The organism is Streptomyces sp. L-9-10 (genome assembly GCF_004151105.1).
Lineage (GTDB): Bacteria > Actinomycetota > Actinomycetes > Streptomycetales > Streptomycetaceae > Streptomyces.
The window spans coordinates 141,513-154,411 of the sequence record NZ_PHRF01000020.1 but is presented as its reverse complement, the minus strand read 5'-3'; the positions used below and the strand labels follow the sequence as shown (position 1 = coordinate 154,411).

Annotated in this window: 12 protein-coding genes; 7 read left to right on the top strand and 5 right to left on the bottom strand. The window is 71.1% G+C overall.

The features are described from left to right. Positions 1 to 125: 125 nt before the first annotated feature. On the bottom strand, positions 126 to 1,019 hold the full coding sequence (locus tag CU044_RS04700) for an NADP-dependent oxidoreductase (protein ID WP_129767155.1): 894 nt from the start codon (positions 1,017 to 1,019) through the stop codon (positions 126 to 128). A gap of 70 nt (positions 1,020 to 1,089) precedes the next feature. Between CU044_RS04700 and CU044_RS04695 the strand changes: the two genes are divergently transcribed. The 4 genes from CU044_RS04695 (at position 1,090) to CU044_RS04680 (ending at position 3,454) form a co-directional block, all read left to right on the top strand. Next, positions 1,090 to 1,680, top strand: a complete 591-nt coding sequence (locus CU044_RS04695) for a TetR/AcrR family transcriptional regulator (RefSeq protein ID WP_129767154.1) — start codon at positions 1,090 to 1,092, stop codon at positions 1,678 to 1,680. 82 nt (positions 1,681 to 1,762) lie between these two features. Next, positions 1,763 to 2,296: a helix-turn-helix transcriptional regulator gene (locus tag CU044_RS04690; protein ID WP_129767153.1), complete on the top strand. Its 534-nt coding sequence runs from the start codon at positions 1,763 to 1,765 to the stop codon at positions 2,294 to 2,296. Between the two features lie 28 nt (positions 2,297 to 2,324). Then, the gene (locus CU044_RS04685) at positions 2,325 to 2,993 is read left to right on the top strand and encodes a hypothetical protein (RefSeq protein WP_129767152.1); all 669 of its coding nucleotides are present in this window, start codon (positions 2,325 to 2,327) and stop codon (positions 2,991 to 2,993) included. Between the two features lie 125 nt (positions 2,994 to 3,118). After that, on the top strand, positions 3,119 to 3,454 hold the full coding sequence (locus CU044_RS04680; RefSeq protein ID WP_129767151.1) for a DUF2516 family protein: 336 nt from the start codon (positions 3,119 to 3,121) through the stop codon (positions 3,452 to 3,454). Positions 3,455 to 3,518: 64 nt separating this feature from the next. Here CU044_RS04680 and CU044_RS04675 read toward each other — a convergent pair whose 3' ends face one another. The 3 genes from CU044_RS04675 to CU044_RS04665 all read right to left on the bottom strand — a co-directional run bounded on the left by CU044_RS04675 (position 3,519) and on the right by CU044_RS04665 (position 7,235). Next, entirely contained in the window at positions 3,519 to 4,793 is a 1,275-nt protein-coding gene (locus CU044_RS04675) for a PP2C family protein-serine/threonine phosphatase (RefSeq protein WP_129767150.1), read from the bottom strand. Positions 4,794 to 5,090: 297 nt separating this feature from the next. After that, on the bottom strand, positions 5,091 to 6,236 hold the full coding sequence (locus CU044_RS04670; RefSeq protein WP_193563875.1) for a C40 family peptidase: 1,146 nt from the start codon (positions 6,234 to 6,236) through the stop codon (positions 5,091 to 5,093). A 180-nt stretch (positions 6,237 to 6,416) separates the two neighbouring features. Then, positions 6,417 to 7,235: a class I SAM-dependent methyltransferase gene (locus CU044_RS04665; RefSeq protein WP_129767148.1), complete on the bottom strand. Its 819-nt coding sequence runs from the start codon at positions 7,233 to 7,235 to the stop codon at positions 6,417 to 6,419. 233 nt (positions 7,236 to 7,468) lie between these two features. Here CU044_RS04665 and mshA point away from each other — a divergent pair, with 233 nt between their 5' ends. The 3 genes from mshA (at position 7,469) to CU044_RS04650 (ending at position 11,406) form a co-directional block, all read left to right on the top strand. Continuing rightward, a complete protein-coding gene (mshA, locus tag CU044_RS04660; protein WP_165371774.1) occupies positions 7,469 to 8,812 on the top strand; it encodes a D-inositol-3-phosphate glycosyltransferase in 1,344 nt (447 codons plus the stop codon). A gap of 152 nt (positions 8,813 to 8,964) precedes the next feature. Next, a complete protein-coding gene (locus CU044_RS04655) occupies positions 8,965 to 9,504 on the top strand; it encodes a YbjN domain-containing protein (protein ID WP_129767146.1) in 540 nt (179 codons plus the stop codon). A 207-nt stretch (positions 9,505 to 9,711) separates the two neighbouring features. Then, positions 9,712 to 11,406: a glycosyl hydrolase family 28-related protein gene (locus CU044_RS04650; protein ID WP_129767145.1), complete on the top strand. Its 1,695-nt coding sequence runs from the start codon at positions 9,712 to 9,714 to the stop codon at positions 11,404 to 11,406. A 12-nt stretch (positions 11,407 to 11,418) separates the two neighbouring features. Here CU044_RS04650 and CU044_RS04645 read toward each other — a convergent pair whose 3' ends face one another. Then, complete coding sequence (locus CU044_RS04645) at positions 11,419 to 12,858, bottom strand: MFS transporter (protein ID WP_129767144.1); 1,440 nt, start codon at positions 12,856 to 12,858, stop codon at positions 11,419 to 11,421. Positions 12,859 to 12,899 lie beyond the last annotated feature (41 nt).

The following is a 12,899-nucleotide window of genomic DNA, read 5'->3' as shown; positions in this document are numbered from 1 at the left end:
CGTGTGCGGTGCAGCTTAGACACCTCCACCACACCGGAGGTCTTCGCCATGATCAAGACCCGGCACTGTCAACAACGCTCGTGATCAATACAGCTAGGGCGTGTCTTCAAAGGGAGCGCCGTCCGTCAGATGATCAGGACCCGGCGCCCTCGCGTGTGGCCGGCCCGGCTGTCGATGTGCGCCGCCGCGGCCTCGGCCAGCGGGTACGACTTCTCGACCGGGATCCGGAGCTTTCCCCGGGAGATGAGGTCGACGGCCTCGGCGAGCGCTTCCGGTACGCTCCCGGCCACGCCGGAGAACCGGACACCGAGTGCCGGCGCACCGAGATCGGCGATGGAGATCACCTTCCGCGGATCCCCGGTCAGCTCGACGAGCTCGCGGATCACACCCGAGCCGGCCAGGTCGAGAGCAGCGTCGACATGGCCGAGCCGCCGCACTCGCTCGACCCAGCCCTCGCCGTATGTCGTGGCGAGGGCGCCCAGGCCGCGCAGATAGCCCTGGTTCGCGGCCCCAGCTGTGCCGATCACCGTGATGCCGCGGTCGTGGGCGATCTGCAGAACCGCCGATCCGACTCCCCCGGACGCCCCGCTGACCAGCAGCGTCTGCCCGGACCGCACGCCGACCTCGCGGATGACGCGCAGCGCCGTCTCCACCACGGAGGGGTACCCGGCCGCCTCTTCGAACGTCAGCCCCTCGGGCATACGGGCCCAGGCCGACAGCACGGCGGACTCGGCGTAGGTGCTTGAGCCTTCGCCGAACACATGGTCGCCGACCTCGACCCCCTCGACGCCCTCGCCGACCTCGTCCACCACCCCGGAGGCGTCCAGCCCGACTCCGGACGGCAACTCGATCGGATGCGCCCCCAGGATCTGGCCTTCGCGGATCCTCCAGTCGACGGGATTCACGCCCACCGCCCGCACGGCGATGCGTATCCGGCCGGGGCCCGCGTGGGGCTCCTCGGCGTCCACGAGGCGCAGTACGTCCGGGCCGCCGAACTCGGCGAAGCTCACTTTCTTCATGCGGCAGACAGTAACACTAACGGTTAGGATTTAATATCCGTTTTGTTTTTGCATCTGGTAGTGTTAGATCATGACCGAGCTGTCCGGGCGCCGTGAGCGCAAGAAGGCCGCGACCCGTCAGAAGATCGCCGACACCGCCCTGCGGCTCTTCCTGGAACGCGGCTTCGATGCCGTGGGCATCCGTGACGTGGCCGCTGAGGCCGACGTGGCCGTCACCACGGTCTTCTCCCACTTCGCCTCGAAAGAGGCCCTGGTGTTCGAGCGGGACGAGGACTTCGAGCTACGCCTCGCGCGCGCGGTCACCGGCCGGGCGGCGGACGAGCCGCTCATCCCCGCGCTGCGCCGCGAGGTCGAGGCCCTGGTGCGACACTGCACGGCGGACAGTGCCGCCCCGATCTGGCGCATGATCGAGGCGTCACCCGCCCTGCGGGAGTACGAGGAGTCGATGAGGCTGCGCCATGCTGAGGCGCTGGCAACGGCCATCGCCGCCGACCCCGTCCTGTCGCAGACCACGACGGCGTGCCGGACCATCGCCAGGTTCGTGATCGACGCCTATTCACTGGCCCGTGAGGCGGCTGATCCGCAGGCCGCGCTCGACGAGATCTTCCGGATGGTCGAGGCGGCTTGGGCCGTCACCCTCGACCGCTCATCCGTCAGCTGAAGCGTGAAGCCGCGGCATGCTCTGTGTCACTTTTGCAAGCATGCGCTTGCAATAGTTAGCAGGGCGACGCAGTATGGGGCGTATGGCATCACTCAACGTCGGCAATCTCGGTGAGTATCTGCGCGAGCAGCGGCGCAACGCGCAGCTGTCGCTGCGGCAGCTCGCCGATGCCGCCGGGGTGTCCAATCCGTATCTGAGCCAGATCGAGCGCGGGCTGCGCAAGCCGAGCGCGGACATTCTTCAGCAGTTGGCCAAGGCGCTGCGGATCTCCGCCGAGACGCTGTACGTGCAGGCCGGGATGCTTGACGAGCGGGAGCGGGAGGAGCTGGAGACGCGTGCCGTCATCCTCGCCGACCCCTCGATAAACGAGCGGCAGAAGCAGGTGCTTCTGCAGATCTACGAGTCGTTCCGCAAGGAGAACGCACTCGACACGGAGAGCCCGGAGGAGACGGAAACCGCGGTGACCGCGGGGACCGGAGAGACCGAGAAGACCGCCGAACGGGACGCGGACACCGGTGGCACCGGTGGCGACGGCGGTTCCGGGAGCGGTCCCCGGGGCTCCTCCGGCGGCTCCGGTACGACGGACGGCAGTGCTGCCACCCCACCCTCACACTGATCCACACTGATCCGGGAGGACCACAGTCATGGCCATCACCGATGACCTGCGCAAGACCCTCACCGACCCGACGCCCCTCTACTTCGCGGCCGGTACCGCCGACATCGCCGTCGAGCAGGCCAAGAAGGTGCCCAGTCTGATCGAGCAGCTGCGGGCCGAGGCCCCCGGGCGGTTCGAGGCCGTGCGGAACTCCGACCCCAAGGCAGTCCAGGAGAAGGTCACGGTCCAGGCCAAGGAGGCCCAGGCGACCGTTCAGGCCAAGGTCACCGAAGTGATCGGCTCGTTCGACACCGATCTGAAGAAGCTGGGCGAGACCGCTCAGGACCTGGCGCTGCGGAGCGTGGGTGTGGCCGCGGAGTACGCGGTCAAGGCGCGTGAGACGTACGAGAAGGTCGCCGAGCGCGGCGAGCAGACCGTACGCGCCTGGCGTGGTGAGGCCGCCGACGAGATCACCGAGATCGCCGTCGCGGTCGAGCCCGAGCCGGCGCCGAAGGCCACCCCCCGGCCGGCTCCGAGGACGGAGACGAGGACGGAGACGAAGGCGCAGACCAAGGGCGCTGTGAAGACCGCGGTCAAGCCCGCGGTCAAGCCCGCCGTGAAGCCCGCGCCGAAGGCGGAGCCCAAGACCGCCGCCGCGAAGAAGGCCACCCCGCGCAAGACGACGGCGAAGAAGACCACGCCGCCGGCCGGGAAGTAGCCGCGACCGCGAACAGCACACCCGCGACGGAGCGGGCCGGGCACCTCGGGGGTGCCCGGCCCGTTCTCCAGGTACCTTGGCGTACGGGCCGCGACGTCTCCTCCACCCCTTAGGCGGTGCTCCGCATGTTGCTCGAAGGATTCGGCACTCTTCTCTGGCTGCTCAATCTGGCCATGCTCGTCCTGGCCGTCATCGCGCTGTTCCTCTCGGCCACGGCTCGTGAGGACGCCTATCGCGCGGCGGACAAGCAGACGAAGAAGTTCTGGCTGATCATTCTCGGTGTCACGGTCGCCGTGAACCTCTTCGTACCGATGCTGTTCCTCCAGATCGCCGGGCTCGTCGCCACGATCGTCTTCATGGTCGACGTACGGCCGGCCGTCCACGCGATCTCCGGTGGCGGAAACCGCGGCGGCGGCTCCAGCAGTGACGGTCCCTACGGGCCCTACAACGGCGGCCGCTAGGCACGCAGGTACGCGCGCGGGTCAGATCCGCGCGGGTCAGGGTACGCGCCGGCCCACTCTCGGGTCAGGTGCGCGCGGCGCGCGCGGGTTGCTGAGCGCCGTCCCGCCCCAGCAGCAGCACCGCCACATCGTCGGTCAGCTCCCCGCCGTTCAGCTCGCGCGCACGGGCGACCGCCGCCTCCAGCAGGTCGTCCCCGCTCAGCCCCTCGGCCAGCTGGCGGTTGATCACCTCGACCATGCCCTCCTGGCCGAGCCGCTGCTTCGCGCCGGGCCCGATCCGGCCCTCGATCAGGCCGTCGGTGTACATCATCAGGCTCCACGATCCGCCCAGCTCGACCTGCCGGCGCGGCCAGCGTGCGCGCGGCAGCAGCCCCAGCGCCGGGCCGCCCTCCTCGTACGGGAGCAACTGCGCCGCCCGCCCCCGGCGGGTGACCAGCGGTGACGGATGGCCCGCCAGGCAGAGGCCCGCCCGCCGTCCGTCGGGCGTGATGTCGACCGTGCAGAGCGTTGCGAAGATCTCCTCGCTCTCCCGTTCGTGCTCCAGGACCTGCTGGAGCGTGGAGAGCAACCGGTCACCGCAGAGCCCCGCCAGCGTCAGCGCCCGCCAGGCGATCCGCAGCTCCACGCCGAGCGCCGCCTCGTCGGGGCCGTGGCCGCAGACGTCGCCGATCATCGCGTGCACCGTGCCGTCCGGCGTACGGACCGTGTCGTAGAAGTCCCCGCCCAGCAGGGCCCTGGAGCGGCCGGGCCGGTAGTGGGCCGCGAAGCTCAGCTCCGAGCCCTGGAGCAGTGGAGTGGGCAGCAGTCCGCGCTCCAGCCGGGCGTTCTCCTGCGCGCGCAGCCGGGACTCGGTCAGCTGGCGGTGCGCGATGTCCGCCCGCTTGCGCTCGACGGCGTACCGGATGGCGCGGCTCAGCAGCCGGCCGTCCAGCTCGTCGCGGAAGAGATAGTCCTGGGCGCCGACCCGTACCGCCGCGGCGGCGCGCTCGGCGTCGCCCTCCGCCGCCAGCGCGAGTACGGCGTGGCGCGGTGCGAGCCGCAGGACGTCCTTCAGCGGGGCCAGCTCGTCGCTGTCGCCCGTCCCCGGCAGGGCCAGGTCCACCAGGATGCAGTGGATGTCGTCGGTGAGCAGCCGCTCGGCCTCGGTGAGGTTGCGGGCGGTACGGATGCGCAGGCGCGTGCCGGTCCCCTCCGGCGGCTCCGGGGCGGTGAAGATGCCCGTCGGATCGTCCTCGATGACGAGGAGGACGAGGTCGCCGCCCTTGGCGGTCTCCGCGGCGGGCTGCCTCTCCACCGGTGAACCTGTGCGCTGCCGCGGAACGGGTACGGGTACGGGCATCGGTCTGGGATTCCTTTCCCTCCCCCCGAGGGCGCGGGTGGGGCGACGATCGACGCCTCACCAGACGGGGACCATAGCGTTAGCCGCCGCCCCAGCGGAATGGCGTATCGGTGAAGAGCCAGCGTCATATGCCGCTTCCCGTCACGCATCTGGCGGGATCGGGCGCCCAGAGGCCATGACAAACATCACGTACGGCCGCTCCGGGCTCATCGCCCACGTGTATGCGTCGGAAGAAGTCGGTGTGAGTCCGTACAGGTCCCGGTCTGTCCGTATCAGACAAGGCTGCGTGGGTCATGCCTATTTATCGGGGCGTACGACCCCGAGGATCTGCATCGAGCCCGCTCCCGCCAGCGTCACATTCCGGCCAGGACGGGGGGAGTGCACGATCGCGCCGTCCCCGATGTACATCCCCACATGACTCGCGTCCTGGTGGTAGATGATCAGGTCGCCGGGGCGCATGTCCTTGATGTCGATCCTGGGCAGCAGCCGCCACTGCTCCTGCGAGGTGCGCGGGATGGGCCGCCCCGCCGCCGCCCATGCCTGGGAGGTGAGTCCGGAGCAGTCGTACGAGTCCGGTCCCTCCGCGCCCCAGACGTACGGCTTGCCGATCTCCCCCGTCGCGAAGGCGATCGCCTTCTTGCCCCGCGCGCTCGACGAGCGGTTGATGTCCTTCAGCGCGCCGGAGCCGAGCCAGGCCGTCTGCGCCTTGAGCGCCGCGTCGCTCTCCAGCCGCGCCAGCCGCGCCCGCTCCTCCTTCTCCAGGCTCGCTTCGAGCTTCTCGGCGGCGGCGATCCGCTTCGTGATCTCCTTCTTCGCCTTCTCCTTCTTGACCCGGCCGGCCTCCAGCCGCTGCCACTGCGTGGACGCGTCGGCGGTGTACGTCTTGAGGTCTTCCTGCGCCCGGGACAGCTCGCCGATGAGATCGTGGGTGGCCTTCTGGCCCTGCTGTATTCGTCCCACCGCGTCCAGGAAGAGCCGTGGATCGTCGGTGAGTATCAGCTGTGCCTCGGGCGGCAGCCCGCCGCCCCTGTACTGCGCGCGGGCGGCGGCGCCCGCGCGCTTCTTCAGCGCGTCGATCCGCAGCTGGCCGGTGACGATGTCCTCCGCCAGCTCGATGACCTCGGCCGACTGCTTCTTGGTCTCTTCCTCGGCGAGGTTGTACGCGTCGGTGGCGGACGCGGCCTTCTGGTAGAGGGCCTCGATCTCCTTGCGGATGTCTTCGAGGGACTTCGCGCCCGAGCCGGTGGTGGAGCCTGGGCCGGCCGACGAGTCGGCGCCGGGCGGCAGTTCGACCGGCGGCGGGGCGACGGCAGACGTGGTCGACGTGGGGTTGGGGGGCGGGCCGGGGGCCGCGTACGCCCCGTTCATCAGGGCCGGCGACGCCAGTACGGCGAGCGCGCAGACCACGGTGATCGCGGCAGCGGCGCTGCGACGTCGGTTCACCAAGCTCCCCCTCCGGGCCAACACCACCACATGGCACGAACGAAACTGACCTATCGTCAGCAATCGCATCCGACGCCGCGATCGTGTCATGCCCTCGGTCAAAGGGACAGAGGGACCCGGCATCTCACAGGAAGCACCCGCCCCTGTGAGGACGAACGGGCGGCCACCCGCGTTCCCCGGTCAGCCTCCGCTGCCCGAACCGGGCGCGAGCGCCGACCAGTTCACCGTCACCTCGCCCTGCCGCCGCCTGCGCGGATCGTCCGCGAGCGGCCAGTCGGCCGCCAGGTCCCGTACGGCCCTGATCCACCGCTGGCGCGCGCCCAGCGAGGCGTACGGAGCCGCCGCGGCCCACGCCCGGTCGAAATCGCGCAGGAACGCGTGGACGGGCTCGCCCGGCACATTGCGGTGGATCAGCGCCTTCGGCAGCCGCTCGGCCAGATCGGAGGGCCGGTCCAGCGAACCGAGCCGGGTGGCGAACGTGACCGTCCGCGGTCCCTCCGGTCCTAGCGCGACCCACACATGCCGCCGGCCGATCTCGTCGCACGTCCCCTCGACCAGCAGGCCGCCGGGCGCGAGCCGGGCGCACAGCCGCGCCCAGACCGCGGCGACCTCGTCCTCCTCGTACTGCCGCAGCACATTGGCCGCGCGGATGAGCACCGGCCGTACGCCCCCGGGGAGCGGGACCTCGAAGCCGCCGTGCCGGAACCGGAGCCCGTCCCGCTCGTACGGGAGCGCGGCGGCGACCCGGGCCGGATCGATCTCGACACCGACGACCTCGGTACGCGGCTCCGCCGTACGCAGCCGCCGCAGCAGCTCGACCGCCGTCCAGGGGGCGGCGCCGTATCCCAGATCCACCACGACCGGGTCCGCCGAGCGGCGCAGCGCGGGGCCGTGCGTGGCGGTGATCCAGCGGTCCATGCGGCGCAGCCGGTTCTGGTGGGTGGTGCCACGGGTCACCGTGCCCACCGGGCGGGGGGAACGGGAGGTCGCGGGCGCCATGGGAACGAGCGTAACGACACCGGGCGGCGGTACGGACGGGCCCGGTGGGGGGAGCACGGGCCGGGCGAGCGGCTGGGTGGGCCCTGTGGGGGAGGGCGGACGGTTGAGCGTTCGCCGGTAATGATTTGGCAAAACGGAAATGCGGGAGGGGATTCCGCTGTTGTCCGCCTTCGGAGGGAGTACCGACCCTCCTCTCTGCCATGCTCCGATCTCCGCGGGAGAGGACCGTAGACGTGAGCCAGTACGTGTCCCGTATCGCAGGCACGTTCGTGGGACCACCCCGTCTCAGGCTCCCCGGCCAGCCCCGCAGACCGCGCCGGATCGCCATGCTCAGCGTCCACACCTCCCCGCTGCACCAGCCGGGGACGGGCGACGCGGGCGGCATGAACGTCTACATCGTCGAGCTGGCGAAGCGGCTGGCGGCCGTCGACATAGAGGTGGAGATCTTCACGCGCGCCACGACCGGCGGCCTGGACCCCACGGTCGAGCTGGCCCCCGGCGTGCTCGTCCGGCACGTGGACGCGGGCCCCTACGAGGGCCTGGCCAAGGAGGAGCTGCCCGCGCAGCTCTGCGCCTTCACCCACGGGGTGATGCAGGCGTGGGCCGGCCAGCGCCCCGGCTACTACGACCTGGTCCACTCCCACTACTGGCTCTCCGGCCATGTCGGCTGGCTCGCCTCCGAGCGGTGGGGCGTCCCGCTCGTCCACGCCATGCACACCATGGCGAAGGTCAAGAACGCCGCGCTCGCGGAGGGCGACCGGCCCGAACCCGCGGCCCGGGTCATCGGCGAGACCCAGATCGTGCGCGCCGCCGACCGGCTGATCGCCAATACGGACGAGGAGGCCGCGGAGCTGGTCCGCTTCTACGACGCGGACCCGGCCAAGGCCGCCGTCGTCCACCCCGGGGTGAACCTGGAGTGTTTCTGTCCGGCCGACGGCCGCGCCGCCGCGCGCGCCCGGCTGGGGCTTCCACAGGACGCCTTCATCCCGGTCTTCGCGGGCCGTATCCAGCCGCTGAAGGCCCCCGACGTGCTGCTGCGCGCCGTGGCCGTGCTCCTGGAACAGGACCCCTCGCTGCGCCGCAAGCTGGTCGTGCCGGTCGTCGGCGGTCCGAGCGGCAGCGGTCTGGCCAAGCCGGAAGGGCTCCAGAAGCTCGCCGCGCGGCTCGGGATCGCCGATGTCGTACGGTTCCGGCCGCCGGTGGGCCAGGCCCGGCTGGCGGACTGGTTCCGGGCCGCGTCCGTGCTGGTCATGCCCTCGTACAGCGAGTCCTTCGGCCTGGTCGCCATAGAGGCCCAGGCGGCGGGCACCCCGGTGGTGGCCGCGGCCGTGGGCGGGCTGCCGGTGGCGGTACGGGACGGGTCGACCGGCTTCCTGGTCAGGGGCCACGAGCCGGCGGCCTACGCGCGGGCGCTGCGCGAGTTCCTCGACCACCCGGAGCTGGTGGACCGGATGGGCGCGGCGGCCTCGCGCCACGCCCAGTCCTTCGGCTGGGACACGGCGGCGTCGGCGACGGCGGACGTCTACACGGCCGCGGTGCATGACCACCGGCGGCGCGCCCGCGCGCATCACGGCTGACGTACTGATGACGTACTGATGACGTACTGACGTACTGACGTACGCGCACGGGCTGAGGTACGTACGCACACGCGGGTACCGCACCGCCGCCGTCGCCCTCCGCCGTCGTCGCCCGGCCCACGCGCCGACACCCGCTGACGTACGCTCGCTCCATGGCCGACGGACAGCAGACCTCCCGGGACTCCTCGCAGGCGGCGAGCGCCGCGCGGGTCATCGAGCGGACGCTGAAGGACGCCGGGCTGGGGTGGGAGAGCCCGGAGCCCGGGTCGTACGTCATCACCCTCCCCGGCACCCGCAAGCTGTCCACGACCTGCTCCCTGCGCGTCGGCCGGCACGCGCTGTCCCTCAACGCCTTTGTCATCCGGCACCCCGACGAGAACGCCGAGGGTGTCCACCGCTGGCTGCTGGAGCGCAACCTCAGGCTGTACGGGGTGAGTTACGCGGTCGACGGGCTCGGGGACATCTATCTGACGGGCAAACTCCCGCTGGCGTCCGTCACCGAGGACGAGATCGACCGGTTGCTCGGCTCGGTGCTCGAAGCGGCGGACGGTTCCTTCAACACCCTGCTGGAGCTGGGGTTCGCGAGTGCGATCCGCAAGGAGTACGCGTGGCGGGTGTCCCGGGGGGAGTCCACCCGGAACCTGGACGCGTTCGCCCATCTGACCCGGGCCCCGTCCGGTCCTTCCGCCTGACCTGACCTGACCTGCCCCGACCTGTCCCGGCCCGCCCTGACTTGAGCTCACTTCAGCTCACTTGACGTGATCCGGCCCGCCTGTCCGTCCGGCCTGAAATTCCGCTGAACGACTCCGCGTTCGACATCTTCCCGGGCGCTCACGGCCATGGCATGCTCACCTCCAGACGCACACCTGAACATCGTTCATATACATGGAGGCGAGACCATGTCGACGGAGCCCCGACGTCAACGTGCCGTCGGCAGACGGACGGTGCTCGGCACCGCGATCGCCGTCGCCGCCACGGCCGGAGCGATGGCCACAGGACTCACCGGAACCGCCGCCGCCGGTGAGCGCAGGCCGCCGAGGACGTCCGCGCTCTGGCGCGAGTTCGCCACGTCGCCGTACACCCACCCGCAGATCCCGTACGTGGGGCGCGCGGGCCGGGGCGCCGGTGCGCGCGACCTGCCGCGGTACCGGGTCGTGGCCGATGTCCGCGCGTACGGCGCGAAGGGTGACGGCTCCGTCGACGACGCCCCCGCCATCAACCGTGCCCTCGCCGCTGCCGCCGAGCGTGGCGGGGGCACGGTCTCCATCCCGCCCGGCACCTACCGGATCGACGACGTGATCCGGATCGCGCACAGCGGTGTCGTCCTGCGCGGCGCGGGCAGCGACCGTACGAAGCTGTACGCGACCCGCAACCTCACCGAGGTGATCGGCCCCTATGGCAGCCGTTACGGCGGCGACAAATCCAGCTGGTCCTGGGCCGGCGGCCTCATCTGGCTCTGCCCGCAGGAGCGCTGGGACACGCTCACCACCGCCATCAAGGCGCGCGACTGGCCCTTCGAGGGCTGGACCGGCAACGCGCGCGACGAGTGGCGCACCCTCACCGCCGTCGCCCGCGGCAAGCGGGGCGACCGGTCCGTGACCGTCCGGGACGCCTCGCGGCTCAGGCGCGGACAGTTCGTCCTGCTCCAGCTCGCCGATGACGCGGACCACACCCTCCTGGAGCACATGGCGGGCGGCGGCCCCGGCGCCGAGGCGTACGACTGGGCCGCGATGACCAAGCTGACGTCGTACGTACCGTACGAGTGGCCCGTGCGCATCACCGCCGTACGCGGTCGCGAGGTCACCCTGGAACGTCCGCTTCCGCTGGACGTACGCCCCGAGTGGCACCCGAGGTTCACCACCTCGGTCACCCCGCTGACCGGATCCGGAGTCGAGGGGCTGACCCTGGAGGCCGTCGAGACCCCGCAGTCCCCGCACCTCCTCGACAAGGGCTACAACGGGGTCGCGTTCCAGTGCGCGTACGACTGCTGGGCCGAGGATGTCGTCGTACGCCATGTCGACAACGGCTTCGGCCTGATCGGCGCCTCCGCCTGCACCCTGCGCCGTACCCGGGTCGCGGGCCGCGGCTCGCACCACCCCTACTACTGCCGCGAGGGCTCGCACGACAATCTGATCGAGGACTTCGTGATCGAGCGGCGTACGGTCCCGGCGCAGGCGGGCACGCAGCTGCACGGCATCAACGTCGAGGGGCTGTCCAGCTACAACGTCTGGTCGCGCGGGCGCATGGAGATGGGCACGTTCGACACGCACCGGGGGATGCCCTTCGCCAACGTACGGACCGAGATCACGGTCAGCAACGACGGCCGGCACGGCGGCGACGCGATCGCGGGGCCGCTGTACGGGGCGCGGTTCGCGCACTGGAACGTCACCGTCACCAACGAGCGCGCCGGGCTGATCAAGATCGACGAGATCGCTCCGTACAGCGTGACGGCCGGGATCAGTGAGGTGCGGGAGTTCGACCAGATCGATGTGCCGGACTTCCAGGGAGAGTTGCACACGCGGCTGGAGGCGTACGGCAGCCCGGCGGACATCCGGCCGCGCAATCTGTACGAGGCACAGCGCGAGCTGCGCTGACGCCGCCTTCCCTCACGCGGTCCCCGCCTCCGGAGCGGCGGCCTTGACCGGGGCTTCGGCCGGCGCCGCCGGGGTCGCCGCCGACGGCCCGGCCGGTGTCTTCGCGAGGACCCCTTCCGCCGGCTTCTTCGCGGGGAACCCTTCCGTCCCCTCCTCCAGATCCAGGCCCCGCATCAGCAGCCAGTACCCCGCCCCGGCCACCGTCCCCAGCACCGCGCACGCACCCCAGAGCCATGCCGCTCCGAAGCGGTCGATCACCAGACCCGACATCAGCGGGGCGACCAGGGCCGCCACCGACCAGGACATGGTGTACACGCCCTGATAGCGCCCCCTGCCATGGACCGGCGAGAGCCGCACCACCAGCCCGGTCTGGGTGGGGGCGTTGACTATCTCGGCCAGGCTCCACACACAGACCGTCAGCGCGTAGACGGCGATCGACCCGGCGAACGCCGTCAGACCGAAGCCGTACCCCGCGAGCACCGACGAGACGATCAGCAGGCGGCGCGGGTCGCGGTGCTGGATGAAGCGCGTGACCGGGATCTGCATGACCACGATCAGGACGCCGTTGACCGCGATGGCGAAGCCGTAGTCGGCGCTGGTGAACCCGTCCGCCCCCATCGCCACCGGCAGCCCGACGAAACCCTGCTGGAAGATCAGCGACACGACGAAGGACAGCGAGACGACACTCATGAAGCGGCCGTCCCGCAGGACCGTCCCCATCCCGATCCTGGCCTCGGGCGCCGTTCCCGTTCCTGTTCCGGCTCCCGTTCCGGCTCCCGGTCCGGCGCTCTTTCCCGCGGTGGCGCGCGCCGGAGCCCCGGCCGGCCCCCGTTCCGGTCGGGACTCCGGCAGTTTCAGGAAGACGAGCACGGCGCAGGCGAGGGTCATCGTGGCCTCGCCCAGGAACCCCGCGAGATAGCTGTACTGCGCGACGAACCCGGCGCCCGCCGACGAGATCGCGAAGCCCAGGTTGATCGCCCAGTAGTTCAAGGAGAACGCCCGCACCCGGTCCTCGGGCTTCACGATGTCCGCCATCATCGCCTGCACGGCGGGGCGCGACGCGTTCGAGGCCATGCCGACCAGAAACGCCACGGCCGCGATCGCGACCGGCTCCCGCATGAAGCCGAGCAGCGCGACGGACGCGGCCGTGGACGACTGCGCGATCAGCAGCGTGGGCCGCCGGCCGAACCGGTCGGTCATCACCCCGGCGACCAGGGACGAGATGACCCCGCCGAGCCCGTGCAGCGAGGCCACCAGACCCGCGTACGAGGCGGAGTAGCCCCGGTCCAGGGTGAGATAGAGCGCCATGAACGTGGCGACGAAGGCGCCCAGCCGGTTGACCAGCGTGCTGGTCCACAGCCACCAGAACTCCCGGGGCAGCCCCGAGACGCTCTCCCTCACGGCGCGTCTCAGACCGGCGGCCGACGCGGCGGCCGACGTGGCGACGGACATGCGGAATCCCCCCGGAAACAGCGGTAGCGGCCGGACGGCCT